This window comes from Aliikangiella litoralis (assembly GCF_052495765.1).
Window position 1 is genome coordinate 2,811,406 of the sequence record NZ_CP199292.1, and the last position, 26,031, is coordinate 2,837,436.

The window sequence follows — 26,031 nt, forward strand, 5'->3', positions numbered from 1 at the left end:
ATAATCCATTTATTGAGGTGTATGATGACAAAACGAAAAAATAAAGTATATACAAACGAGTTTAAGCAAGAAGCAGTTGCCTTGGTTACAGAGCAAGGCTATTCGGTTTCAGAAGCCGCATCGTCTCTTGGGATCACAGCGAAGTTAATCTACAACTGGAAAGCTAAGTTCGAGGCACAAGCGTCAGGTAAGGCTCTCGATACAGACGAAAGAGCTGAGTTGACGCGCCTGAGAAAAGAAAACAAACAACTACGGATGGAAAAAGAAATATTAAAAAAGGCCAGCGCCTTCTTTGCGAAAGAAATGAAGTAAAGTTTACGTTCATCCAGCGTAACGCCAACCGATATCCAGTAAACGTATTGTGCCAGGTCATGAGGGTTAGTCGCAGTGCTTACTATGCTTGGTTAAAGTGCCCAGCTAAGTTGATAACCGCCGACACGCTACGGCTCTATCGACGAGCAAAAGAATTGTTTAAGGCTAGCCGAAACAGCCTAGGTTATCGAGAGTTACGCAAAAAGCTGCGCAAAGAAGGCTTTGAAATTGGGGATTACAAAGTCAGGAAGCTGATGGATAAACTCGGATTACAGGTTACGCAACGAGTTGCTTATAAGGTAACGACTAAGCGTAAACATAGCGATGCTGTGGCAGATAATTTAGTTAACTTAAACTTTAATCCGAGTCAGCCTAATCAGTTATGGGCTGGCGACATTACCTATTTAAAAACCGCTGAAGGCTGGATGTATCTGGCGGTGGTGATGGACTTATACTCTCGGCGAATTGTGGGTTGGCATATTGATAAGCGCATGTCGACTGACTTGGTTGTAAAGGCTGATAAAAGCTTATAACCTACGACGACCAGCTAAGGGACTGATCAGGGGGAAGTGGTGATGCTGATTTGTACGTCAAGTTAGGGGAAGTTCCAACTGATACTTTATTTGATTGTAGACCCTACCGCTGGGGAAACAATGAAAGCTGTTCTGATTTTCAAGAAGCGGGACGATATTATATTCGTCTAATAGGGTATGAAGAGTTCTCTAATTTAACTTTGGTTGGTAAAGAAAATTTCTAAGCAAAATAATAAGATAAAATTCATTTTTCAGTAAGATGAAAGGGGTTGTTAGTATTTTATGGCAAGCCCTTTGCTAATTTATAAGTAATATTTTAAGTTTTTATGGGGGGGCATTTCGGCCAAATTGATAACGCCTATGTTTTTCTTGAGATTGAGTCAGTAATAGATGAGCTGCTCATAAATACTTGATGGTTATCTCAGATGTACGTACAGCTATTTTTAATAGCTAACAAGAGGGGGCTGTTACTTCGTTAATTTTGAGCTTTATGTGTTCTTTAACTCATATATTTAAGAATATTGGTGTTGCTCAGCTTCTGGACAAAAGTATTGATTATTGATGTTGTATGGTGCTTGAGTTTTTTTAAGAGAATTTTATTTATTGAATATCAACAGTTACCCCTGATATTGCTTATAAAGTGAACCTTTTATTTGACTGTTTCTACCCAATCTGATTATATTGAGGGGATTTGTTTAGGGGATTGTTTGGGGGCAACCATGTTTACAACTCCAAAGCCGACACAGGCTGAGTTAGAAGTATTACAAGTTTTATGGCAACGTGGTGATTCAACTGTTCGCGATGTTCATGAAGAGTTGTCTGCAACACATACTACAGGCTACACCACGGTATTAAAGATCATGCAAATTATGTATGAGAAAGGGCTTTTAGAACGTGATGAGTCAGCTCGTGCACATGTTTATTCATCGGTAGAACCACAAAGTGAAACTCAGGGGCGAATGGTGAGTGATTTAGTCTCAAAGGTTTTTGAAGGGTCGACATCTAAATTAGTGGTTAGTGCATTACATGGTAAAGCAACTAAAAAAGAAATAGCTGAAATTAGAGAGATATTGAACGAATTAGAGCGAAAATAATAATATGGAAATAGTTACCTGGTTAACTGTTGAAAACTTGATTGCAAACTTAGCTCAAACACTCATTCATTTTTGTTGGCAAGCTACGCTGGTTGGTTTGTTATTAAAAATCATTCTTGTTTTTAGTGATAGACGATTACTTCATTTTCGATATTATGCATCACTATGTGCTTTAGTAACTTGCATCATAGCGCCAGTTTATACCTTTTATATTTTATGGCAGAATTCTGCTTTAACACATTTTTTAACGAATGCTTCTTTGCTCAATACTGAGTCTTTAACTTCCAGTGTCAGTGTTGTACCTATTTCAGAAACTAATATTTGGCATTCTGTTTTTTCTATTTTTGATATGCGTTTTGTTGTCCTTTTTTGGGGGGTAGGTGTATGTATGATGTTGCTTAAGTTGAGTTATGACTTAAGCAAAACATTCAAGTTAACAAGCGTTGGTGTTATGCCAGTAGAAAAGGAGCTGAAAACTCTTTTTCTTAACTTATCTTCTCGCTTAGGAATTAAACGAGAAGTTCATATTTTTAAGTCAACATTGGTAAATGTTCCGGTTGTTATTGGCTGGCTAAAACCAACGGTTTTACTACCTATCGCGATAACCGTTGGTTTAGATAAGCGTCAACTCGAGCTTATAATTGCTCATGAATTAGCGCATGTCAGGCGATTGGATTTTTTAGTGAATTTGATTCAAGGGCTTTTGCAAGCTTTCTTTTTCTTTCACCCTTGTGTTTATTGGATTAATAAAGTGGTAAGAGAAGAAAGAGAGTATATTTGTGACTCATTGGCACTCGCGTCGGTTAATCATCGCGCTTCAGCTAGACTAGACTTAGCTAAGGCGTTATTGAAAATTGAAGAATTAAAAGAAGGAAACCTTTCGCTTGCTGTTGCTGCTTCAGATGGGCATTTAAAAAATAGAATAAGCCGTATTGTTTTTAATGAAAAATTAAAAATGCCATCAGTAGAAGGTTTTGTGATTACTGTAATAGGACTCGTTTTTAGTTTTACTGCAATAGCGGTTTCAATTGAATTTACTCATCGGGTAAATAATGAAAATTATGATAGTCAACTTTCTTCTAAAACTGACCAATATAGTTCACAAGAAAAGCCTTTAATTGATGGAGCAAAAATCAATACAAAGCTTAGACCGAGAGTTGCACCAGAGTTTGTGACATCGAATAAAACTTTTTCTAAAGGTTTGAAAAAAAAACACTTAAGAGCTGAATCTGAAAAATCAAACATAATTAAAAACAAAAGTGCTTTAAAAGAAAGGCTTGTTGATACTGATATATTGATGAAAACTAAAGCGGCTAATAGAACTATTCAAAAGCAAATTGTTTCTCTGACAAATGCTGAAGCTAGTTTTGAGTCTGTTGAAAAAAGGTTAAGTAAGCCTATTCGTGCTATTGATTTTAACTTGAAAATCTCAAGTTTAAATGAAGGGCATACAGCTAATAATCCCAATGCTTTACGCGATAGGTTATCTGATAAAAGCCCAAAACAATTTATTTTGGAAAAACAAAAACATCAAAAATTAGCGTTGTTAGATACAAGTAAAAGTAATTTCAAGCAACCTAAAGCTATTTCAACCCCTTATCCTGTTTATCCGGCGGAAGCTTATAGTAATAAGTTGAGCGGGATGATTAAAGTTGATTTTACAATTAATGAATATGGCCGGGTAGTGGATCCTCGTTTCAGTGAAGGCGTGTCGTGGTTATTTGCCCGTGAAATTCGTTCTAAACTAATGCGCTGGCGTTATAAACCCGCGACAAAAAATGGCAGCAAAATCGCTTTTAATTCCAGCGTTTTCTTTGAGTTTGAATTGCCAGAAGAAAAACCTTTAGTAAAACATCAGGTTGGGACTCGTATTCGACGTAAAATTCGCTAGATTAGTGCTTTTGATGTGAAGTATTTATTATTTATAGAAAGTGCTTATGCTATATTAAGATTAGTGTGTTTATTTTAAAGTTATCGACTTATGATTAAAAAATTTATTATTATTCTTGTGGTATTTATAATTATTATTGCTAGTCTACAGCTATTTGCTGGTAGGGATTTTGGGCAAGTCGCTATGGCTTGGGATAAGTATCAACTTAATGGAACTGTCGGCTCTTTTTTTAGTGATATTGGTATTATTTTTAAAGGAGAAAAAATAAAAGAGTCCGTTTTTCCTGACTCTAAGTATGCAGAAAAAGTTGTGTACCGTTGGACTGATGCTGCAGGAGAAGTGCATGTCAGTGAAAGAAAGCCTAAAAATATTGATAAATTTGAAACTATTCGTTTAGGTGACATGGAGTTTCAAATTCAAGAAAGCATGGGAGAAGAAATAAAAACGACCAAAGCCAAAAAGAAGGACTAAAATTCGCCTTATTATCTATCTGCCTTATTTTTAATTCAATTATGCGTAATCTACTTGATAATAGATTTTTTCGCTTTCTGTTTAATCATATTTCGCTTGATTGATTTTGTCATCTTCTTTGGGTTTTTTTAGTAATACGTAAACAGAACCTGTACCGCCTTGTTTGGGTTGTGCTGAATGAAAAGCAATCACTATATCTACTTGTCTTAACCAATGATTAACATAACTTTTTAATTTTGCCTGTGGTTTACTTTGAATACCTTTGCCGTGAGTGATGAGTAGTGTTCTATGTCCATAGCGAGCAGATGAACGTAATAGTTGAAATACTTCATTTCTTGCCTCAGCAACGGTTTTTCTATGTAAGTCTAAGTGAAAATCAATTGGGTATTTACCTAAACGTAATTTTTTATAGACACCTGGTTGAATACCGTCGAGCTTAAATGCTAATACTTCTTCAGGCTCTACAGGTGGTACTTCACCATCAGTTAAAAAATTATTTTCTTTACGCCCAAATGACTCTGCCATTTTTTGACGGTAAGCTTTGTCTAAAGAAGCTTCTGGAGTGGTGTTTTTGATGATTTTATCTTGTTTTAATGGCCTAACCTGTGCCATTTCTTCAATAAAATCATTAGAGTCTGAGTTGTTGCTCATAACGACTACCAATAGTTGATAATATGATGGTTGGTTTATTTTATGAAATTATATGCGCTCTGTGTAGATGCAAATGGAAGTAAATTTACCTATAATTGGCGAAGGACTAATTCTTTATTTGGATATATTTTATGATTGAAGGCCAATACGATGTGATTTTTAGAGGTCAGATTGTAAAGAGTTTTGAATTAAGTGATGTAAAAGCTAATTTAGTTAAACTGTTTAAATCTACCCCCGAAGCGGTTGAAAGGCTATTTTCTGGCAGCGAAGTGACTATTCGTAAAGGGCTAGATTATGCGGCGGCAATGAAATATCAATCCGCTTTGCGAAACGCTGGTGCATTGGCTCTAATTAAAGAAGTTGAGGCTGAAAAAGAAAGTCCACCACCTATCCAAGAAATAAAAAAAACAGCCACCACATCCAATATTGATAGCAGCAATACTACGCCAGCAGATAGACGTGATACGACTGAAAGCCAGTCTATAAGAGCATCCAATCCAGAAGCTGCTGATGATAGTGAAGGTTTAACTATGGCTCAGGTTGGCGCGCAAATATTACCACCTAAGGTCTATGAGCAGCGAGATGTTGATACAAGTGACTTGTCACTAGCTAAGGCTGGCGAGCGCATATTGCCGGAAAAAGAGCCGGAAAAACACGCTCAACCATCGATTGATCATCTTTCTTTAACCGATAATTAAGTTTATCGCTTAGTTAAGGCTTATTTCTGTATTGATCAAACCATAGTGCGGTTCCGCCTGCTACAGCCACAGGCATAACTAAAATATTGACAACTGGTATCATGGTGAAAAGCATAACTAATGCGCCAAAACCAAAGGTACCGGAACGCTTGTTTCTTACCTGACTAAGCATTTGATTAAAAGGCACTTTATGGTTATCCATAGGGTAATCAATGTATTGAATACCAGCCATCCAGGCATTGAATAAAAACCAAACGAAAGGAGCAAATAGCGCAAGAGGAGTAACAAAAAGTATCAAACACCCTAGCGCCCTCGGTAAGTAATAAATAAATTTTCGCCATTCTCTTCCAAGTAAACGTGGAATGTCGCCAATAAACTCACCGATTTTAAATGGCTTATCTTCAAAGTCTTTACCGGCTAAGTGACGTTCAACGGCTTCTGATAGCAACCCGTTAAATGGTGCTGCTATCCAATTGGCAATAAACGCGAACACAAAAAAGACAACAATTAACACACTGACAACAATCAATGGCCATAGTAGCCAATCTAACCATTCAATGAGCCATTGCACAATAGAATATTCACTATTCTGTAAGCTGTCGTACCATACTGATATACTATTAAAGGCGTATATGGTTGCCATGGTTAGTAAAACCAGGTTTATTAGTAAAGGTATGAAAACAAAAGCCCGGATACCTGGTTTACAGATAAGAGAAAGACCTTTGCTTAAATAATGAACGCCACCGAGGGATGTTTGCTGCATATTTCTAATTTACTCTGATTTGTTTGTATTTTTGATGTGTTTTAATGACGAAATAATTTAAACTAATGCGTTTGATAAAACTAGCCCAAAATTGTAAGTGTTTCATAAATGGTTTCATTTAGCTTGAGATTGGCTCTTTTGTGGTATGAATAGATGGTCATTAATTTTAAGAATTAATAGAAAATGCGATTAAAACAAATAAAACTAGCTGGCTTTAAGTCTTTTGTGGATCCCACCAGTGTTCCATTTCCTGAAAATTTGACTGCTATAGTCGGACCTAATGGTTGTGGGAAGTCTAATTTAATTGATGCTGTACGTTGGGTAATGGGGGAGTCTTCCGCTAAAAACCTACGTGGAGACTCAATGACAGATGTTATTTTTAATGGTTCTACAAACCGTAAACCTGTAGGGCAAGCCAGTATAGAGTTGGTATTTGACAATTCTGACGGTACTGTTAAGGGTGAATATGCCAATTATGCAGAAATATCAATACGACGCTTAGTAACTAGAGATGGACAGGCTAACTATTTTTTAAACGGGACAAAATGTCGTCGTAAAGACATTACAGACATATTCCTCGGTACAGGGCTTGGGCCCAGAAGCTATGCCATTATAGAACAAGGCATGATTTCTAAGTTAATAGAATCAAAACCACAAGAATTGAGAATATTCTTAGAAGAAGCCGCAGGTATCTCAAAATATAAAGAAAGGCGTAGAGAGACTGAAAACCGAATTCGTCATACGCGTGAAAATATGGAGCGTTTGTCTGATATTCGAGAGGAATTGGGTAAACAACTAGCGCATTTGCAAAGGCAAGCTAACGCTGCAACTAAATATAAAGAGTTTAAACAACAGGAAAGAACGCTAAAAAGTGAGCTTTCCGCGCTTAAGTGGAAAAAGTTTCACGGGCAAGTTGAAACACTTAACAGCGAAATTAATAAACTTGAAGTTGAACTAGAATCTCGAATTGCAGAACAACGCCATGCTGATAATCAGATAGAACAAACGCGAGAGAAGCATATTGAGCTATCTGATGGATTTAATGCCGCGCAAGGGCGTTATTATGGGATTGGTGCTGACATTGCCCGCTTGGAACAAGGTATTGCACATAAAAAAGAACGCCGAACTCAATTAAATCAAGATTTACAACAAGCTTCAGCTTCTCTTAAGCATCTGTTAGAGCAAATGAATCAGGATGAAACTCAGGTTGAAGAGCTTCAAGCTAAGTTACTGGAGGCCGAGCCTGAACTAGAGATCCAGCACCAAACGATGGAACAGGCGCAAGAAACATTGTCAGACATTGAAACTTCAATGCTTGATTGGGAAGAGCAGTGGGAAAATTTTAATAAAACAAGTTCGGAAAATAGTCAAAAAGTAGAAGTGGAAAGAACTCGAATTCAACACTTTGAAAAAGTGATTGAAAGGTTAGCAAAGCGAATTACTGATAATCAAGAAGAGCTTGATAAGCTAGAAGCTGAACCTATTGAAGAAAGCATGTTAGAAGCTTCAATGGCTTTGAGTAAAGCCGAAGAAGAAACACAAACACTCAGTGAGTCAGTTGAAGAGATGATGGAGCAGATTTCACAACTGCGTGAAGTTAGAAGAACTCGTCAGTCTGATATAGATGTCAGCAGAAAAGAATTACAAAAAGTTCAAAGCCAGCACATATCGCTGACAGCATTGCAGAAAGCAGCATTAGAAGCTGATAGTAAAACAATCGATCAGTGGTTAGATAAAAATAGTTTATCTAAGAACAAAAAATTAGCCCAAGAAATCAAGGTTGATACAGGTTGGGAGGTTGCCACTGAAATTGTGCTTGGTGATTATTTAGATGCTGTTACACTAGATTCTTTTGATAATTACATCCAAGATTTTGCTGAACTAGCCAGTGGAAAGTTAACTTTAATTAATCGAGATACTATTCCAACTCATAGTGAAACAAATACTCTTGGCGAAAGCCTTTATCATAAGGTTGATAATGCAGGCAGTGTTGCACATATTTTACAAAATGTTATTGCTTGTGAAACGCTTGAGCAAGCATTAGCTATTAAGTCACAACTAAAGCCTGAACAGTCAGTTATTACCAAAGAAGGCTTATGGATTGGTTGTAGTTGGGCTAGAATAGCACGAAAAGAAGCGAATGAATCCAGTATTTTAGAAAGAGAAAAGCTAATTGAAGAACTTTCTGTTCAACTTGAATCACAAGAAGCAAAACTTGAAAGCCTTAATGATTTGGCTGAAAATGAAAGAATCGAGTTAAAAGATTTAGAGACAACTTGGGAAGATAAACAGCGGCAGCTAAGTCTTGCTAATAAGCGTTATGGCGAATTAAGAGCACAAGTCGGTTCTCAACAAGCAAAGCTAGAACAAATGTCGCAACGTAAGTCAACTTTATCAAAAGAGATGGCTGATCTCACTCAGCAATTACAAGCCGATGAGTTAATATTATCTCAGAGTCGTTCTAATTTAGAAAAGCTTGTTGATGCTATGGCCGATGATTTAGATAAAAAAGAAAATCTAAATCGAATGAAAGATGAAAAAAGAATTGCGGTTGAACAAGCTCGAAGTCAAGCACAAGCAGCAAAAGACCAAGCACATAGAATAGAGCTTCAGGTTGCTAATATTCGTTCTGAGATTAATTCGGTTCAATCAACTAATCAGCGTATGAACCGACAAGTTGCTGATTTGCAATCTCGCAAACTTTCACTAGAAGAATCTTTATCTGCGATTAATTCTCCTGATGATGACGATCAACTTGAATTAGAAGCTGCTTTGGAAAAAAGGCTGGAATCAGAAGAGCAACTTGCTCAAGCGCGAGAAGCATTAGAAGAAATAGATAAACAAATTCGTGTATTTGAAAAACAAAGACATGATGCAGAGCAATCTGCACAAACAGTGCGTAGCCGACTTGAAAGATTAAGAATGCAATGGTCAGAAAATTCAACTATGCAAAAAAATCAAGCAGAGAATTTATCAAGTGATGGTGATGAGCAAAATGTCGAAGAGGTGCTTGCTAATATAGAAGAGGGGGCTACCGAAGATGAGTGGCAGTCACGTTTAGAAGCTGTGGCAGCTCGCATTCAAAGGCTTGGTGCAATCAATCTGGCTGCGATCGAAGAACATGAGCAACAAACAGAAAGAAAAGTTTATCTCGATGCACAGTTTGAAGATTTAGACGAGTCTTTGGAAACCCTGGAAGGGGTTATAAAGAAAATTGATAAAGAAACGCGTACACGCTTTAAAGAAACTTTTGATAAAGTTAATGCGGGTATGAAAGAGCTATTTCCAAAAGTTTTTGGCGGTGGGCATGCTTATTTAGAGTTAACTGGTGAAGATCTGCTTGATACTGGCGTCACTGTAATGGCTCGACCTCCTGGAAAACGCAATAGCACAATCCATTTGTTGTCAGGTGGTGAAAAAGCATTAACTGCATTGTCATTGGTTTTTTCTATCTTCAGATTAAACCCTGCACCTTTTTGCATGTTAGATGAGGTTGATGCACCTCTTGATGATGCGAATGTCGGGCGTTTTTGTAAATTAGTAAAAAGTATGTCTGAAACTGTTCAGTTCATTTATATCACTCATAATAAAGTTGCGATGGAAATGGCCAGCGCACTAGCCGGTGTTACCATGCAAGAACCTGGAGCTTCTCGTTTGGTTGCGGTAGATGTTGATGAAGCTGCACAGCTAATAGCATAAGAGAGAAATTGGTAGGTATTATGGATTGGCAAATACGAATCGCTTTAATCGTAGTTGGAATATTAATCATCGGTTATATTGTATTTGATTATCAGCGTCGTAAAAAAGAACAAAAAGAAAAACAGCGACTAATTAACCAAATGCGTCAAACAGCAGAACAAGTTGATTCTGCAGGTTTTGATTTTACTGGTGTAGGGAATGTTAGAAAATCTGAAAGTGAGTCAGTGTCGAATGATAAAAGCGAGAGTACTATAAAAGAAAATGATAAAGAAGAGTTGGCTGAAAGTAGCCATATTAAAGTTAAACATCATTCACAGAAAACGCTTGATAATGATGCAACTCAAGATAGTTCCTTTAAAGTAGATACTCAAGAATCTTCTGTATCTACCAAGATAACTGAAGATGTTGCAGAAAAAAGAAAAGTAAAATCAGCACCGACAGAACAAATTTCTTTAGATGTTTCTTCGCAAAGTGCAGAGATAACGCAACCTGACTTAGTGTTCTCATTAATTTTGAAATCTCAAAATGAAGACGGTTTTCTCGGACGAGATTTTATGCCGTTGCTTTTATCACAAGGGCTACGTCACGGAGATATGGGCATATTTCATCGTCATGCAGGTGTCTCGGGTAAACCCGGCCCTATCATGTATAGTGTCGCTAATGCGATTAAACCAGGTACATTCGAACTTAATAATATTGAAACTTTTCAAACACCTGCTTTTGCATTCTTTATGACAGTACCTGGTCCTAACGACCCTTTATCAGCATATGAAAATATGGTTAAAACTGTTCGTTTATTAAAAGATGAATTAGGAGGGCAGATTCTTGATGATTCTAAAAGTGTTTATACTGAACAGACCCACCAACATCAGGTTGATAAGCTAAGAGAATATTTAACAAAAGCTTCAATTATCCAATAAATAAAAATTATCAAAAGGTTTATTCTGCGATATGAGTTCCAGTATTGAGAACAAAGTTAATTCACTTAAATCTGCTATCGAAGATTATAATTATCAATATTATGTTTTAGATGCTCCTACGGTTCCTGATGCAGAATATGATCGTTTGATGAAAGAATTAATTGAACTGGAAACTACTTATCCAGAATTAATTTCTAAAGATTCTCCCACACAAAAGGTGGGGGGAAAATTAGATTCGACATTTCAGCCAATTATTCATTTAACACCGATGTTATCATTGGATAACGTTTTTAGTAGTGATGATTTTTTGGCGTTCGATAAGCGCTTAAAAAATCGATTAGAAAGAGATGAAAAAATTGAATTTACTTGTGAACCTAAATTAGATGGTTTGGCAATTAGTATTGTTTATCGGAATGGTATTTTAGAGTTTGCAGCAACTCGTGGCGACGGTAAAGTTGGTGAAGATGTAACGCATAACATTCGTACAATAGCGAGTATACCATTAAAGCTGAGAGGTAACTTTCCATCATTGTTAGATGTGCGTGGTGAGGTTTTTATGCCTAAATCGGCTTTTGAAAAAATAAATAAAGACGCTTTAGAAAAGGGTGAAAAAGTTTTTGCTAATCCTAGAAATGCCGCCGCTGGAAGTTTACGCCAGCTTGATCCTTCGATAGCTGCAAAACGTCAACTAGCAGTTTATTTCTATTCTATTGGTTCCGCAGAGAGTGTAGAGTTGCCTAATAATCATTATCAACGGCTTATGCAATTAAAAAGTTGGGGACTACCAATATGCCCGGAAATAAAAGTAGCAGCAGATGAATCTGAGTGTTTATCATATTATCAGCGAATACTGCAAAATAGAGAAGGGTTACCCTATGAAATTGATGGGGTTGTGTATAAAGTTAACTCAGTAGAACAACAACAGTTGTTAGGCTATGTTGCCAAAGCTCCTCGCTGGGCAATTGCTCATAAATTTCCAGCGCAAGAAGAATTAACAAAATTAATAGCTGTTGATTTTCAGGTGGGGCGAACAGGTGCTATAACACCTGTTGCCAGATTAGAGCCTGTTTTTGTTGGTGGCGTTACCGTGTCTAATGCCACTTTACATAATATGGATGAAATTGACAGGCTTGGAGTTCAGGTGGGCGACACCGTTATTATTCGCCGGGCAGGTGATGTCATTCCTCAAATTGTTTCTGTAATAGAAAATAAAAGACCTGCTAATGCTTTAAAAATTGAAATACCAACAGTCTGTCCGGTTTGTTCTTCTGATGTTGAAAGAGAAACGGATCAAGCAATATATCGCTGTAGTGGCGGGTTAGTTTGTGATGCGCAAAAAAAGCAATCGATTAAACATTATGCATCTCGAAAAGCAATGGACATTGAAGGGCTAGGTGATAAATTAGTTGATATTCTATGTGACGAGAAACTAGTTGATACCGTCGTTGATATTTATCGACTACCTCGAGAGTCTTTAATAAAGCTTGAACGAATGGCTGAAAAATCAGCAGACAATGTTCTTGCAGCTATCGAAAAAAGTAAATCAACCACTTTGCCTAAATTTATTTATGCCTTAGGTATCAGAGAAGTTGGTGAGGTGACTGCGACTAATCTTGCTAACAAACTTTTAACGATTGAAGCAATAGCCAATGCTTCTCAAGCAGACTTAGAAGCAATTAAAGATATTGGGGAAGTTGTTGCGCATCATATTGTTTCGTTTTTTTCAAATGAGTACAATAAAAATGTAATTAACGAACTAATCTCTGTTGGTGTTCATTGGCCTGAAATTGAAGTGTTAAGTGAAAGTGAGCAACCCTTATTAGGACAAACCTGGGTAATAACTGGTACTTTATCTCAAATGAGTCGCAACGAAGCTAAGCAACAATTAATGAAACTTGGTGCAAAAGTTAGTGGTAGTGTTTCATCAAAAACACACACATTATTAGCTGGTGAATCTGCGGGGTCAAAGTTAACAAAAGCGAATGATTTAGGAATTAAAGTGATTGACGAGGAGGCTTTTATACAGCTATTACCCTCATTTTAATTAGGGAATTTTACAATCAAAAAAAATCTCAGAGCAGTAATAATTTATTGATAGTTTTTAGAATGGATTCAATTTATTATTTTTTTTGAGACTCAACTCACACTATTTTTTAGCGTTACACATGCGTATCTCAGATTTTTAGCCTATCCTCTCATAACTTCATTTAGACATAGTCAGTTGGTTGGCTAAATTAGTACCTATATTAAAGAGGATAAGATGATGGCAACAAGAAAGCACCAGTGGGCAACATTTCGTAAGGGAAGACTAAAAGTGAGAGCATGTGCATCTTGTGGTGATCTACATTTGCCAAGTAATTCTGATAGAACTTGTGAAAACTCAGGAGTGTTAGAGAGTGCTTTAGTAAAAGCGGGTTATCGATTGTATGATGATCAAGCGTTAGCCTCTTGATCAGAAAAGCCTATTGTTTTTTCAAAAGTGTAGAATTAAAAAAAGCCTCGCAAGGCGAGGCTAAAAAGAAACATCAGAACATGGGTGAAACTAATGTTTATTTGAAAAATCCCTTTTATTAGAGGTCCATGGAAATATTAAGGTTGTATGTGCGACCGAAAACATCTGAAATTCCATAATTGCCACCAAATAAACCGGTTTTTCTAGGTGGTTCTTTGTCTAAAAGATTTCTGATCCCAAAACCAATAGTGGTAGAGTCTGTTATGGAGTAATACCCGGACATATCAAAACGATAAAGCATTCCAACTTCGCCATTTTTGTTAGGATAAACTTCATCGTAATTTGCCAACTCATGCTTAAAGTCGGGATCGGCAACAGATTTACCACGAAGATTTGCAATTAATTTTGCTCCCCAATTATCTGAGGTATAGCCAAAGGACCAATTAGCTCTGAGTTCTGGCTGCGGATAAGAACCTTTATAAATAATTTTTTCATCGGGTTTTGTCGGATCGGCAATACTTTCACTTTTTTGCAGACGAGTTAGCAGTAAACGAGTGGAAAACTTGCCTGGAATATCCGCAAATAAATCGGCCGCATTAAAACTATAAGCAACTTCAAAATCAATTCCCTGTAGATCATTTGAGGCGATATTAATTTGTCCACCTTTAACTTGTGTAATTGCGCCACCACCAGTTCTTGTTATTGACTCACAGGCAGAACCCGTTAGTCCAGGGGTATCGTAGCAATTCAAAAGTAATTGATTGATCGATACAGTTGAAATTTGGTTGATCAGTTCAATTCTCCACCAGTCAGCTGAAATGTTTAAATTAGATATAAATGTTGGTGTGAATACAATGCCTGCGGTAAATGTGTCTGCTTCTTCAGCTTTTAAATTAGGGTTGCCACCAGAAATATAATCGCGCGTAGAAGTAGAACGAGGATCTTCCCAACCATCGGGAATACCAGCTGCTTGACAATTAGCAGTTCTTGCTTCCGGATTATCACCTTCACCTGGTTTAGCACAAGGATCAGTAATAAAGACTGAGCCTATAAAGCCAGGATTAAATAATTCATAAACACTAGGCGCTCGTACACTAGATGAACCAGTAACCCTAAAGCGTAAGTCTTCGATTGGTTGATAAGTAATTCCTGAAGACCATGCGTCAACTGTACCAACTGTACTGTATTCCGAAGAACGGTAAGCAACTTTCATTTCTAATGGTTCAAAAAAAGGTAAGCTTAATTCTGTGTAATATTCAGTGACATCCAAACTAGCAGATGGAATAGGTGAGGTTTGGCTTTCTAGTATTATATTTAGGTTATTTTGGGCGGTGTCAGGTGTAAAGCCAATAGTGTCTTTTCTATATTCTGCACCAATGACAAATCCTGCATTTCCACCGGGTAGTTCAAATAGTGATGAATTTGAAGTATAAGCAGAAATGAGAGTTTGCTTATTAAATTGGGAATTAAGAGTTTGTGCTTTAACCCAATCTAATGCAGCTTGATTGGTGTTAACGCCATATATTGCAAGTGGAAGACAACCTGCCGCTCTTGGATCATAGGCCGGATCACCTTCAATCGTTGCACGGCACACGGTATTTCCATCGGCATCCGATGCAGCGTCAAAAGCAAAATTATAGCGATCTTTATAAACGCGATTAAGTCCTTTATTTAAAGCACGAGATTCACCATGCTGAAAAGAAACATTCCAATCCCAATCACCAATGTAGCCATCAAACCCTAAATCAATAGAAAATAAATCGCGTTCATTTTTATTTCCAATGCGACCAAACTCTTCGTGCGTTCGATAAACATAGTCATAACGACTTTGACTTGAATCAGCAATAATTTGATTCCAGCTTTTTGCATCCATAAAATCTCTGACAGACTGAGGTAGGGTTGGATTATCTCTATGGACAACCATTGGATCTTCAGTGTATGCAACTTGTCCGAAACCTTCAGTATATGATGTTGACATATTGACATTAGTAAAGAAGTTAACGTTGTTTGTTAACTCATAATTCATATTAATAAATAAATTAACGACTTCTTGTTGGCTACGCAGGGGCCATGCATATTCGCTAAACCTAAAGCCTGGACCACCAACTGTGTATTGACCATAAAAAGTTCTATCATTAAATGTCAGTTCGCCTGTGGTTTCATCAATATAATAATTATCGTATCGACTTTCATCCCAGTTCCAGGTTCTTAAGCCACCTGTAGTTGGATAGGTTGCAGTAACAAGATCATTAACAATTAATACATCAGGAATACCATCGGTTGATGTCGTACTATCAGGGTTAGAAACTGTACTTAAAAAGTTTTTACCTGAAGTGAAATCTCTATCTTTTTGTAAAAGTGGCTCTGTATTCGTATAGTTTATTCCAGCAGCAACATTTCCTTTACCTTCTGCGAAACTGCCTCCCATAGTTAAAGAAAAAGTCTGTGTTTCACCTCCACTTTTTTCTGGGGTTGTTGTACCAAGTCTAAAGTTAAATCCTTCATAATCTGATTTTAAAGTGATATTAACAACACCGGCTATTGCATCTGAACCGTAAACTGCCGAAGCTCCACCGGTTAAAAATTCAACTTTTTCAACAATGGCAATAGGAATGGTTGAAAGATCAACAGAAGAACTTGTTAGACTGGAAGATACACGTCGCTTACCGTTAATTAAAACTAAAGTTCTATTTGAACCCAGTGAACGCAAGTTAGCATAAGTTGTTCCAGATCCTGTACCACTATTACCACCATTTCCTAAGTTTGTTCCAATCCCCATTTGTGGAAACTCAGCTAATGCTTCTTCAAGGTTGGTGTAACCTGTTTCAATTAGAGCATCGGACTCTATAACCATAATAGGACTTGGAGACTCAAGATTTTCTTGCTTGATTCTTGAACCAACGATAACCACTTTTTTTGAATTATCTTCAGCTTTAATTTCTTCGGCAATAGAGTTGGTAGACCCTAAAACTCCAGATACTAGAATGACTCCTAATGATAGAGATAAACCTAGTGTGTTTTTATTGTTTAAATAATTTTGCACTTCTTAATGCCCCCTTAAGAAAAATTTATTTCCTACCTGTTTTTTTGGTAGGTGAATAATTTATACCCATTATATTTATAGAGAACAACTCAAGGTGAGAATATGAAACTTGTAAAGAAAGAATTTTGAGGCTTTTATATATGTATTTATTATATTATTTTTATTGAATCTTGCTAAGTTGTTTTATGTTTTCTTTTAAATTTATAAGTCTAATTTTATTTTTTAAAACCAGTGTCTTAATCTAAGTCTTTATAGGGGAAGTGTTTTTTTATGTAGGAAATGTATAAGTTATTGGCTGATTTTTTGAATAACTTTTTTTGTTTATTATTTAAAAAATCTAACAATATAACAGTTAATTAAGGTTCTTGGTAAAGAATAAAAAGATATGAAAAAATAATTGGATTTTTTAAATTCAATATAAAATTAAACATTCAAAAATAGCATTTTTTATCTTTTTCATGCAGTTAAAATAACTTTATTGGAATTGCAAGTTTTAAAAAAATAAAAACAAAATAAAAGTAAAAAATACACCATAAATATTAATAAAAACAAGTTTGCTACTGAATTGTTAAATTAACTTAAATTATAGGGTTAAATATTAATATAAAAAATAATTTAAAGCAAAATATTTATTAAATAAAGAATTGATAGCTTTATAAAAGGTTAGCCGTAAATTGAATTTGGTTTACTTGAGTGTGAGTGGAAATGGTTATGATTAAGAAATAGAAAGAAATTATTAAAAATATGTGTGAAAGCTTAATAAAAGAAGGTCGGATGCCGACCTTCTTGTTTTAGTTTATTGAGCTTCTGTTAAAAAACTATGTAACCATTGATTAACTTCATTATGCCACTGAACGCTATTGTTTGGTTTTAATACCCAGTGGTTTTCATCAGGGAAATAAAGCAATTTACTTTTTATTTCTTTTTTCTGTAAAGCTGTAAAAGTTGCCAAAGCTTGTGTCACAGGTATACGGTAATCTAGTTCACCTTGAATCACCAGCATTGGCGTTTTCCAGTTATTAACAAAATTAACAGGATTGTACTTTTCATAGACTTCAGGTGATTTAAAGTGTGGTCCTGCATTTTCCCATTCAACAAACCATAGTTCTTCTGTCGCATAGTACATCATTCTATTGTCGAAAATACCATCATGATTAACAAGACATTTAAATCGATCCGACCAGTTACCAGCAATCCAATTGATCATGTAACCTCCATATGAAGCCCCTAAAGCACAAGCATTGTTACCATCAATAAAATCATATTTTTTGATGGCATAATCAAGCCCTTTTTTGAGATCTTCAAGTGGTCTATCTCCCCAATGTTGTGATATTGAGTCAGTAAATTTCTGTCCATAGCCAGTTGAACCATGGAAATCGATCATGACAGAGACAAAACCTTGACCTGCGTATGTTTGAGGATTCCAACGATAATGAAAGTGATCACCAAAACTTCCTTGCGGACCACCATGTATTAAAAATGCGAGAGGATACTTTTTGCCTTCAACAAAGTTAGCTGGTTTTACAACATAACCATGTACTGTTTCATTATTCCAACCTTTAAATTGAAATTGTTCATACTCACCAAAGGCAATTGAATCTAGTTTCTTTTGGTTATTAAAAGTTATTTGTTTTTGATTTTTACCATCTAAATCACTGATAAAAAGTTGACTCGGACTTTTTAAACTGTCTTTGGTAAATAAGATTTTATCTTTTGCAACTGAAGCAGAACCAATATAACCATCTTGATTAAAAAGTGTTTTTTTGCCTGATTTAATATCATATCGCCATAACGCTTTTTTGCCTAAATTGTTTCCTGTTAAGTAAAGAGACTTATCATCTTTTGAAAAATGTAAGCTACTAAATGAACGATCCCAGTTTTCTGTTACTCGCTGTGTTTTACCTGTTCGAATATTTTTAATCATTACTTCGAATCTATCAGCCTCAAAACCTGGACGTCTCATTGCAAGGTAAGCAAGCATTTGTCCGTTATGGCTTATAACTGGTTGTGTATCCCAAGCTAAATTCTTTTCGGTTAAATTAACTGCTTTATTAGGCTTATCAATTGAAACTCGATAAATATCAAAGTTGGTTGAACTTGGTTCATCTGCATTTTGTAAGCGAGCTGAAAAATAAACTGCACTACCATTGCCAGCAAATTCATATTCTTCATCTCCACCAAATGGATCGGATGGTACGTTTGCATTAACTGATTTTGAAACGGGTATTATTTTATTATTTTTAAGCTTTCCTTTTTTGCTCAGTTCTGCAATAAAGAGCTGTGATTGTGTTTTGCCTATCCAGTGATCCCAGTGGCGAACAAACATTTTGTCATAGACAACACCTGAAGCTTTCTTATTTTTATTTAATGCATGTCTTGACTTAGTACAAGCAAAGTCATTGCAATCTGGGAAAACACTTGCTGAAAAAAGAATTTTATCGTTGTTAGGGGATAGCTTGAATGTCGTAACATCAATCGGAAAATCGGTTATTTGTACAAGCTTTTTCTTTTTAATATTAAGCTTCCAAATTTGTGATGACTGACTTCGCGATGAAAGAAAGTAAATATCTTTATTATTTTTTGACCACTTAGGTGAATAATCAGAAGCTGCATGTGTTGTTAGTTGAGTGGTTTTGTTATCACTTAAACGAATGTGCCATATATCCGTTCTTCCTTTATCAGCTTCCATATCTGTTTTGCGTACAACATAAATAACTTGTTCTCCATCAGGAGAAATTGATGCACTACTAACTCTTTCTAATGTGACTAAATCTTCAGCAGTGAAAGGTTTCTTTGCGGCTGATGCAATCATAGGAAGACAGCATATTATTAGCCAGAGTAAAGTTCGATTTATTTTCATTGATTAATGGTTCCTTTGTTTTATGGAAGTTATGATTATTTTGCTAGTTACACACCGATTATTCAAGCGATAGAGGCATTTCTAACTGATTTTGATCGCAATCCTGAATTAATATTTTTATATTGTAGCTGATTTTTATCATAAAGCAGTTGACAGTCATTTCGTTAAACTTTAGAATTCCCGCCGAATTTGGGGCTATAGCTCAGCTGGGAGAGCGCTACACTGGCAGTGTAGAGGTCAGCGGTTCGATCCCGCTTAGCTCCACCAGCTTTTTGGTATTTAATTTTAAAAATAGCTGTGGAATTCAAATCTAGTCCCCTTCGTCTAGAGGCCTAGGACACCGCCCTTTCACGGCGGTAACAGGGGTTCGAACCCCCTAGGGGACGCCATCTTTAAAAGCCAGTCGTGTGACTGGCTTTTTTGTTATTGCTTGAATAGTTTAGTGAGCTTTTCAATCAGAAACAAATACCGATTTATTCTGATTAAATTCTGGAGATAGCTGATCGTATAGATCATTTAAGCTATAATACAGGCATCAACGCTGGGGTGTTATATCTTGTTTATTTCTTGTGCTTATACCATTGTATTTTTTGTTGCAGCGCAGACTCAAATATTGTGTCTATACAGGCAATTAAAGTAAGACAAAACCAGTTGTTAAATTAAATCTCATTTTTGATTTCTAAATTTTAGAACTAAGATCAGGAGAGCTTAGATGACGGCTATTAAAAAAGCTGATTTTATCGACAGTGTAGAAAGTGCACTTCAATATATTTCATATTATCACCCGAAAGACTTTATCGACTCTTTATTTCAAGCTTATCAATTAGAACAAAATCCTGCTGCCAAAGATGCAATGGCGCAAATGTTGATTAACTCTAGGATGTGTGCGGAAGGTAAGCGTCCTATTTGTCAAGATACAGGTATTGTTACTGTGTTTGTTAAGATAGGTATGGATGTTACTTGGGAAAGCGATTTAACGGTCCAGGAAATGGTTGATGAAGGGGTTAGACGAGCTTATCAAAATAGAGATAATCCGCTACGGGCATCGATAGTTAAAAATCCTATCGGCCCCAGAGTGAACACCAAAGATAATACGCCTGCGGTGGTTCATGTTGAAATGGTTGTTGGCGATAAAGTTGATATAACTGTTGCCGCTAAAGGCGGTGGTTCTGAAAATAAATCAAAATTTGTTATGCTAAATCCTAATGATTCAATTGTCGATTGGGTATTAAAAACAGTACCTACAATGGGAGCTGGTTGGTGTCCTCCAGGAATGCTTGGTTTAGGTATTGGTGGTACTGCAGAAAAAGCAATGGTAATGGCTAAAGAGTCTTTAATGGATCCAATTGACATTCAAGCGTTAAAACAAAAAGGGGCAGAAACACCCGTTGAAAAGTTGCGTGTCGAATTGCATGAAAAAGTTAACCAATTAGGTATAGGCGCACAAGGTTTAGGTGGTTTAACAACCGTTTTAGATATTAAAATTAAAGATTGTCCAACTCATGCAGCATCCTTACCGGTTGCTATGATACCTAATTGTGCTGCTACTAGGCATGCCCATTTTGTATTAGATGGTTCAGGTCCTTCTTTTGTTCAAGCACCATCACTTGATGATTGGCCTGTTATTACTCAAGAGAGTAGCGAACAAGTTAAACAAGTTAACCTCGATAATATTTCTCAAGCAGAAATTGAGTCTTGGAAACCAGGAGATACCTTATTGCTGTCTGGTAAAATTTTAACTGGAAGAGATGCAGCACATAAAAAAATTAAAGATTTATTAGATAGTGGAGAAGGGCTACCTAGCAATGTTGATTTTGAAGGACGATTTATTTATTACGTTGGTCCGGTGGATCCAGTGGGTGACGAGGTCGTAGGACCAGCAGGGCCCACCACTTCTACCCGCATGGATAAGTATTCTGAAATGATGCTCAATAATAAATCTGAAGGTGGTTTAGGTTTAATGGGAATGATTGGTAAGGCAGAAAGAGGAGAAATTGCCTTAGCTTCAATCAAAAAAAATAAGGCGGTTTATCTAATGGCTGTTGGTGGAGCTGCTTACTTGGTTTCTAAAGCAATTAAACAGTCTAGAGTTGTTGCATTTGAGGAATTGGGTATGGAAGCAATTTATGAATTTGAAGTCAAAGATATGCCTGTCACTGTGGCTGTGGATACCTTAGGGGATTCTGTACATAAAACCGGCCCTGAAATATGGAAAGTAAAAATACAACAAGCTAATTAATCATTGTTGATTTAATAAAGTGAAAACAAAATCAGTGAATTGGTGGTTAATCAGTATTAGCTATAAAAGCGATGAAATCAAAATAAAGAGATTGATATGAGTGAACAAAGTCCAGGAAAAAAACTTCGTCAAGCGGTTGCTGAAAGTAAACCGCTTCAATTAGTTGGAACCATTAATGCGTTTACCGCTCATATGGCAAAACAGTCAGGCCATAAAGCGATTTATTTATCTGGTGGAGGAGTTGCTGCAAATTCTTTAGGAATGCCTGATTTAGGTATTAGCACAATTGATGATGTACTAACCGATGTTCGAAGAATTACAGATGTTTGTGATTTACCTTTAATGGTAGATGCCGATACTGGTTTTGGTGGTGCCTTTAATATTGCAAGAACAATTCGTTCATTGATAAAGTTTGGTGCTGCCGGTTGCCATATAGAAGATCAGGTTGCAGCTAAAAGATGTGGCCATAGACCTGGCAAAGAAATTGTATCAATGCAAGAAATGATTGACAGAATTAAAATTGCTGTCGATTCAAGAACTGATGATGACTTTGTTATTATGGCTCGAACAGATGCTCTTGCTGTTGAAGGTATGCAATCTGCAATTGATCGTGCTAATGCTTGCATTGAAGCTGGAGCTGATATGATTTTTCCGGAAGCGATAAATTCTCTCGAACAATATAAAGAATTTCGTTCCAATATTAATGTGCCAATATTAGCGAATATTACAGAGTTTGGACAAACACCTTTATTTTCTACACCTGAATTAGCTGCGGTTGGAGTTGATATTGTTCTTTATTGTTGTGGCGCTTATCGCGCAATGAATAAAGGTGCAGAGACTTTTTACAAAGCGTTAATTGCTGACGGGCATCAACGTAATGTAGTAGAAAAAATGCAAACACGAGAAGAGTTATATAGTTATTTAAATTATCACCAATATGAGCAAAAGTTAGATGAGCTTTTTGCTGAGAATAAGGAGAAGTAAGTTATGTCAGAAACATCAAATACTGAATCCGTTTTACCAAAACCAAAAAAGTCAGTTGCTCTTTCAGGCGTGCCTGCCGGAAATACTGCTCTTTGCACTGTTGGACGAACGGGTAATGATTTAGCTTATTTAGGCTACGATATATTAGATTTTGCTGAAACTGCAGAGTTTGAAGAAATTGCACATTTATTGATTCATGGTCGTTTACCCAACCAAGCCGAATTGGTTAACTATAAAAGAAAGTTAAAAGCATTACGTGGTTTACCTAATGTTGTTCAAGAGGTTTTAGAATCTATTCCGGCAGCAGCACACCCAATGGATGTATTACGAACTGGTTGTTCGGTATTGGGGACTGTTTTACCAGAAAAAGATGAACAAGCACCTGCTGATGCTCGCGATATTGCCGATAGGTTATTAGCATCTTTTGGTTCTATGCTACTTTATTGGTATCACTTTAGTCATAATGGTAAGTGCATTGATGTTGAAACTGATGATGACTCTATTGGGGCTCACTTTTTGAATTTGTTACATGGTGAAAAACCAAGTGGGCTATGGGAGCGAGCAATGCATACGTCATTAATATTGTATGCTGAACATGAGTTTAATGCGTCAACTTTTACTAGCCGGGTTATTGCTGGTACTGGTTCAGACATGTATTCTGCAGTCAGTGGAGCAATAGGTGCATTGCGTGGTCCTAAGCATGGCGGAGCAAATGAAGTTGCACTAGAAATTCAAAAACGTTATTCAAATCCCGATCAAGCTGAAGCCGATATTAAAGAAAGAATTGCTCGCAAAGAAATTGTGATTGGTTTTGGGCATCCTGTATATACTGTCTCTGATCCTCGAAATCAGGTCATTAAAAAGGTCGCTGAAGAGCTATCAGTTGCTCAAGGTGATAGAGGACTTTTTGATATTGCAGAAAGACTAGAGTCAGTCATGTGGAATGAGAAAAAGATGTTTCCTAATTTAGATTGGTTCTCAGCTGTTTCGTACAATGTTATGGGAATACCAACAGCAATGTTTACACCTATATTCGTGATGTCACGCATTACAGGTTGGGCTGCGCATATCATGGAACAAAGAGTTGACGGAAAAATTATTCGTCCGAGTGCAAACTATACTGGCCCAGAAGCACAAAAGTGGGTACCGATAAAAGAACGTTAGTAAGTTCTAAAAGATTATATGATGAAAAGGAGACTTTATTCTCCTTTTCTTTTAGCTGAATAAATTTCAATCAAAATACTAAGTGTAATTTTGGAGTTACCGATGAGTGCAAATGTAGAATCAAATGTAAAGCCGGACTATGACCAGCCAATAAAAGATATTGCTGAATATGTTACGGATTATGTAATTGAAAGTGAGCATGTATATGATACTGCTCGCTACTGCTTAATGGATACATTAGGTTGTGGGCTTTTAGCCTTACGTTATCCTGAGTGTACAAAACATTTAGGGCCAATTGTTCCGGGAACACTAGTTCCCAATGGAGCGAGGGTTCCGGGAACTCAGTTTGAAATGGATCCAATTAAAGCAGCTTTTGATATTGGCTGTATTATTCGTTGGTTAGATTTTAATGATACTTGGTTAGCGGCTGAGTGGGGACATCCATCAGATAATATGGGGGGAATTTTAGCTGTTGCTGATTATATTTCTCGTCAACGAATAGCAAGTGGTTATGAGCCTATTTTTATGAAAGATGTGCTCGAAGCTATGATTAAGGCACACGAAATTCAGGGCGTTATGGCTTTGGAGAACAGTTTTAATCGAGTGGGTCTTGATCATGTGGTATTAGTTAAACTGGCTTCTACAGCTGTCATCACGCAAATGTTAGGCGGTGAACGCGAAGAAATAATGGATGCGGTGTCACAGGCTTTAGTTGATGGGCAAAGTTTAAGAACTTACCGTCATACACCTAATGCAGGATCTCGAAAATCATGGGCCGCTGGTGATGCGACTAGTCGTGCTGTTCGTTTAGCGTTAATTACTATGTCTGGTGAAATGGGATATCCTGGTGTGTTGAGTGCTAAAACCTGGGGGTTTTATGACGTATTATTCGGTGGAAAAGAATTTAAATTCCAACGTCCTTATGGTGAATATGTTATGGATAATATTTTATTTAAAATATCTTTCCCTGCTGAGTTTCATGCACAAACTGCTGTGGAATGTGCAGTTAAGTTACATTCTCAAGTGGCGAATCGTTTAGATGAAATTGATCGCGTTGAATTGACGACACACGAGTCAGCTATACGTATTATTAGTAAGCAAGGTGAGCTACATAATCCGGCAGATAGAGATCACTGTTTGCAATATATGGTTGCTATTGGTTTGATTTTTGGCAACTTAGAAGCCGATCACTATGAAGCTGGTGTGGCTGCCGATCCAAGAATTGATGCTTTGAGAGAAAAAATGGTTGTTGCTGAAGATGAACGTTATAGCAAAGAGTATCACGATACTGATAAACGCAGCATCGCTAATGCCATTCAAATTATTTTTAAAGATGGTAGCAGCACAGAAAAAGTAGAAGTGGAATATCCAATCGGACACAAATTCCGTCGTGAAGAAGGTATACCTGTACTACAAGCTAAATTCGAGCGAAACGTTAAAACAAGATTCCCTGAAAAACATGGTAATGAAATTGTTGAAATTTGTAATGACAAAGAAGCATTTGAAAGTTTAGCAGTTAATGAGTTTATGGATTTGTTAGTTATTTAAATGAATTTAAATCTCTTTATCGTAAAAAAGGCGGTTATTTAACCGCCTTCTTTTATTCTTTAATGGGGTTAGATAAAAGCAAGCGAATACTTTCTAACAAGTCTTTCTTTTTAAACAAAAAGTGCCAACGTGAACCTCCGGATTGCCGCCATAAAAAGCTGGCCCTAATAGCTGCCAGCAAAGCCGCTCTAACTTGAGCTTGAATTTCTGGTTGTTTGAGAAAATTGGGCTCTCCTTTTACCTGAATACGATTTGATAGTTTAGAGAGTGTTTGTTTATAAATATCAGAACAGTTTTCAACCAGTTGATTAAAAATAGCATCATCATTATAAAAGTCTGCATCTTTAAACTGTGTTGATAAACTTTGTATTTTTGTTGAAAGCAATTCCATTAATTCAGGCTTTTTCTTTAGCTGGCTTTGTAATGACATCACATTAATAATAAGGCTAACAAACTCAGGATCTTTCTCTTTATGTTGCGGATCTATTTGTTGATTTAGTAACCTTAAACCACTACTCACTTCAAAACTGCCGGAAAAAACACCAGCGGCTGAAGGGGCGTCTATTTTTAATAAACTAGCAATAACAGCTTTAAAGTCGGTTAAGTTAGTATGACCTTTCCAAGCTAAATGTTGCACAACTCTAACCGACTGTGCAATGCCTGCTAAAGCAATACTTTGATCAATAACATTTTGATTAACACTCATAAA

At 36.6% G+C, this 26,031-nt stretch carries 18 protein-coding genes, 2 tRNA genes and 1 pseudogene; 16 read left to right on the top strand and 5 right to left on the bottom strand.

What is annotated here, in order from left to right; all coding sequences use genetic code 11:
* Nucleotides 1-21: 21 nt before the first annotated feature.
* The 5 genes and pseudogenes from ACT5E3_RS11560 to ACT5E3_RS11580 form a co-directional block, all read left to right on the top strand.
* Nucleotides 22-873, top strand: a pseudogene (locus tag ACT5E3_RS11560) (IS3 family transposase); the annotation flags it as partial.
* Nucleotides 874-895: 22 nt separating this feature from the next.
* Nucleotides 896-1,069, top strand: coding sequence for a PPC domain-containing protein (locus ACT5E3_RS11565; protein WP_444998455.1), 174 nt, complete (start codon nucleotides 896-898; stop codon nucleotides 1,067-1,069).
* 495 nt (nucleotides 1,070-1,564) lie between these two features.
* Nucleotides 1,565-1,939, top strand: coding sequence for a BlaI/MecI/CopY family transcriptional regulator (locus ACT5E3_RS11570; protein ID WP_444998456.1), 375 nt, complete (start codon nucleotides 1,565-1,567; stop codon nucleotides 1,937-1,939).
* A 4-nt stretch (nucleotides 1,940-1,943) separates the two neighbouring features.
* Entirely contained in the window at nucleotides 1,944-3,830 is a 1,887-nt protein-coding gene (locus tag ACT5E3_RS11575) for a M56 family metallopeptidase (protein WP_444998457.1), read from the top strand.
* A gap of 90 nt (nucleotides 3,831-3,920) precedes the next feature.
* The gene (locus ACT5E3_RS11580) at nucleotides 3,921-4,301 is read left to right on the top strand and encodes a DUF4124 domain-containing protein (protein ID WP_444998458.1); all 381 of its coding nucleotides are present in this window, start codon (nucleotides 3,921-3,923) and stop codon (nucleotides 4,299-4,301) included.
* Between the two features lie 81 nt (nucleotides 4,302-4,382).
* Here the strand turns inward: ACT5E3_RS11580 and smrA are convergent, their stop codons facing one another.
* Nucleotides 4,383-4,952, bottom strand: a complete 570-nt coding sequence (gene smrA / locus ACT5E3_RS11585) for a DNA endonuclease SmrA (protein ID WP_444998459.1) — start codon at nucleotides 4,950-4,952, stop codon at nucleotides 4,383-4,385.
* Nucleotides 4,953-5,083: 131 nt separating this feature from the next.
* Here smrA and ACT5E3_RS11590 point away from each other — a divergent pair, with 131 nt between their 5' ends.
* On the top strand, nucleotides 5,084-5,650 hold the full coding sequence (locus tag ACT5E3_RS11590) for a hypothetical protein (protein WP_444998460.1): 567 nt from the start codon (nucleotides 5,084-5,086) through the stop codon (nucleotides 5,648-5,650).
* Between the two features lie 13 nt (nucleotides 5,651-5,663).
* On the opposite strand, the gene cysZ is transcribed toward ACT5E3_RS11590, so the two are convergent.
* Nucleotides 5,664-6,413, bottom strand: a complete 750-nt coding sequence (gene cysZ / locus ACT5E3_RS11595) for a sulfate transporter CysZ (RefSeq protein WP_444998461.1) — start codon at nucleotides 6,411-6,413, stop codon at nucleotides 5,664-5,666.
* Nucleotides 6,414-6,596: 183 nt separating this feature from the next.
* Here cysZ and smc point away from each other — a divergent pair, with 183 nt between their 5' ends.
* The 4 genes from smc to ACT5E3_RS11615 all read left to right on the top strand — a co-directional run bounded on the left by smc (nucleotide 6,597) and on the right by ACT5E3_RS11615 (nucleotide 13,484).
* Nucleotides 6,597-10,112, top strand: coding sequence for a chromosome segregation protein SMC (gene smc / locus ACT5E3_RS11600; protein WP_444998462.1), 3,516 nt, complete (start codon nucleotides 6,597-6,599; stop codon nucleotides 10,110-10,112).
* A gap of 20 nt (nucleotides 10,113-10,132) precedes the next feature.
* Entirely contained in the window at nucleotides 10,133-11,032 is a 900-nt protein-coding gene (zipA, locus tag ACT5E3_RS11605; protein WP_444998463.1) for a cell division protein ZipA, read from the top strand.
* 31 nt (nucleotides 11,033-11,063) lie between these two features.
* Nucleotides 11,064-13,076, top strand: a complete 2,013-nt coding sequence (ligA, locus tag ACT5E3_RS11610) for an NAD-dependent DNA ligase LigA (protein WP_444998464.1) — start codon at nucleotides 11,064-11,066, stop codon at nucleotides 13,074-13,076.
* Between the two features lie 216 nt (nucleotides 13,077-13,292).
* Nucleotides 13,293-13,484: a hypothetical protein gene (locus ACT5E3_RS11615; protein ID WP_444998465.1), complete on the top strand. Its 192-nt coding sequence runs from the start codon at nucleotides 13,293-13,295 to the stop codon at nucleotides 13,482-13,484.
* A 118-nt stretch (nucleotides 13,485-13,602) separates the two neighbouring features.
* Here ACT5E3_RS11615 and ACT5E3_RS11620 read toward each other — a convergent pair whose 3' ends face one another.
* Complete coding sequence (locus ACT5E3_RS11620; RefSeq protein ID WP_444998466.1) at nucleotides 13,603-16,527, bottom strand: TonB-dependent receptor domain-containing protein; 2,925 nt, start codon at nucleotides 16,525-16,527, stop codon at nucleotides 13,603-13,605.
* Between the two features lie 796 nt (nucleotides 16,528-17,323).
* Entirely contained in the window at nucleotides 17,324-19,387 is a 2,064-nt protein-coding gene (locus ACT5E3_RS11625) for a prolyl oligopeptidase family serine peptidase (RefSeq protein WP_444998467.1), read from the bottom strand.
* A 191-nt stretch (nucleotides 19,388-19,578) separates the two neighbouring features.
* Between ACT5E3_RS11625 and ACT5E3_RS11630 the strand changes: the two genes are divergently transcribed.
* The 6 genes from ACT5E3_RS11630 (at nucleotide 19,579) to ACT5E3_RS11655 (ending at nucleotide 25,322) form a co-directional block, all read left to right on the top strand.
* Nucleotides 19,579-19,654, top strand: a tRNA-Ala gene (locus tag ACT5E3_RS11630).
* A gap of 46 nt (nucleotides 19,655-19,700) precedes the next feature.
* Nucleotides 19,701-19,776 (top strand) — tRNA-Glu (locus ACT5E3_RS11635).
* A gap of 323 nt (nucleotides 19,777-20,099) precedes the next feature.
* A complete protein-coding gene (locus ACT5E3_RS11640) occupies nucleotides 20,100-21,626 on the top strand; it encodes a fumarate hydratase (protein ID WP_444998468.1) in 1,527 nt (508 codons plus the stop codon).
* A gap of 96 nt (nucleotides 21,627-21,722) precedes the next feature.
* On the top strand, nucleotides 21,723-22,610 hold the full coding sequence (gene prpB / locus ACT5E3_RS11645; RefSeq protein WP_444998469.1) for a methylisocitrate lyase: 888 nt from the start codon (nucleotides 21,723-21,725) through the stop codon (nucleotides 22,608-22,610).
* 3 nt (nucleotides 22,611-22,613) lie between these two features.
* Entirely contained in the window at nucleotides 22,614-23,774 is a 1,161-nt protein-coding gene (gene prpC / locus ACT5E3_RS11650; protein WP_444998470.1) for a bifunctional 2-methylcitrate synthase/citrate synthase, read from the top strand.
* A 102-nt stretch (nucleotides 23,775-23,876) separates the two neighbouring features.
* Complete coding sequence (locus ACT5E3_RS11655) at nucleotides 23,877-25,322, top strand: bifunctional 2-methylcitrate dehydratase/aconitate hydratase (protein WP_444998471.1); 1,446 nt, start codon at nucleotides 23,877-23,879, stop codon at nucleotides 25,320-25,322.
* A gap of 52 nt (nucleotides 25,323-25,374) precedes the next feature.
* Here the strand turns inward: ACT5E3_RS11655 and hflD are convergent, their stop codons facing one another.
* The gene (gene hflD / locus ACT5E3_RS11660; protein WP_444998472.1) at nucleotides 25,375-26,028 is read right to left on the bottom strand and encodes a high frequency lysogenization protein HflD; all 654 of its coding nucleotides are present in this window, start codon (nucleotides 26,026-26,028) and stop codon (nucleotides 25,375-25,377) included.
* Nucleotides 26,029-26,031 lie beyond the last annotated feature (3 nt).

Bases quoted from the DNA above. Each gene is read 5' to 3' on its own strand.
- ACT5E3_RS11570 (WP_444998456.1), top strand. From the start codon at position 1,565: ATGTTTACAACTCCAAAGCCGACACAGGCTGAGTTAGAAGTATTACAA.
- ACT5E3_RS11575 (WP_444998457.1), top strand. From the start codon at position 1,944: ATGGAAATAGTTACCTGGTTAACTGTTGAAAACTTGATTGCAAACTTA.
- ACT5E3_RS11580 (WP_444998458.1), top strand. From the start codon at position 3,921: ATGATTAAAAAATTTATTATTATTCTTGTGGTATTTATAATTATTATT.
- smrA (WP_444998459.1), bottom strand. From the start codon at position 4,952: ATGAGCAACAACTCAGACTCTAATGATTTTATTGAAGAAATGGCACAG.
- ACT5E3_RS11590 (WP_444998460.1), top strand. From the start codon at position 5,084: ATGATTGAAGGCCAATACGATGTGATTTTTAGAGGTCAGATTGTAAAG.
- cysZ (WP_444998461.1), bottom strand. From the start codon at position 6,413: ATGCAGCAAACATCCCTCGGTGGCGTTCATTATTTAAGCAAAGGTCTT.
- smc (WP_444998462.1), top strand. From the start codon at position 6,597: ATGCGATTAAAACAAATAAAACTAGCTGGCTTTAAGTCTTTTGTGGAT.
- zipA (WP_444998463.1), top strand. From the start codon at position 10,133: ATGGATTGGCAAATACGAATCGCTTTAATCGTAGTTGGAATATTAATC.
- ligA (WP_444998464.1), top strand. From the start codon at position 11,064: ATGAGTTCCAGTATTGAGAACAAAGTTAATTCACTTAAATCTGCTATC.
- ACT5E3_RS11615 (WP_444998465.1), top strand. From the start codon at position 13,293: ATGATGGCAACAAGAAAGCACCAGTGGGCAACATTTCGTAAGGGAAGA.
- ACT5E3_RS11625 (WP_444998467.1), bottom strand. From the start codon at position 19,387: ATGAAAATAAATCGAACTTTACTCTGGCTAATAATATGCTGTCTTCCT.
- ACT5E3_RS11640 (WP_444998468.1), top strand. From the start codon at position 20,100: ATGACGGCTATTAAAAAAGCTGATTTTATCGACAGTGTAGAAAGTGCA.
- prpB (WP_444998469.1), top strand. From the start codon at position 21,723: ATGAGTGAACAAAGTCCAGGAAAAAAACTTCGTCAAGCGGTTGCTGAA.
- prpC (WP_444998470.1), top strand. From the start codon at position 22,614: ATGTCAGAAACATCAAATACTGAATCCGTTTTACCAAAACCAAAAAAG.
- ACT5E3_RS11655 (WP_444998471.1), top strand. From the start codon at position 23,877: ATGAGTGCAAATGTAGAATCAAATGTAAAGCCGGACTATGACCAGCCA.
- hflD (WP_444998472.1), bottom strand. From the start codon at position 26,028: ATGAGTGTTAATCAAAATGTTATTGATCAAAGTATTGCTTTAGCAGGC.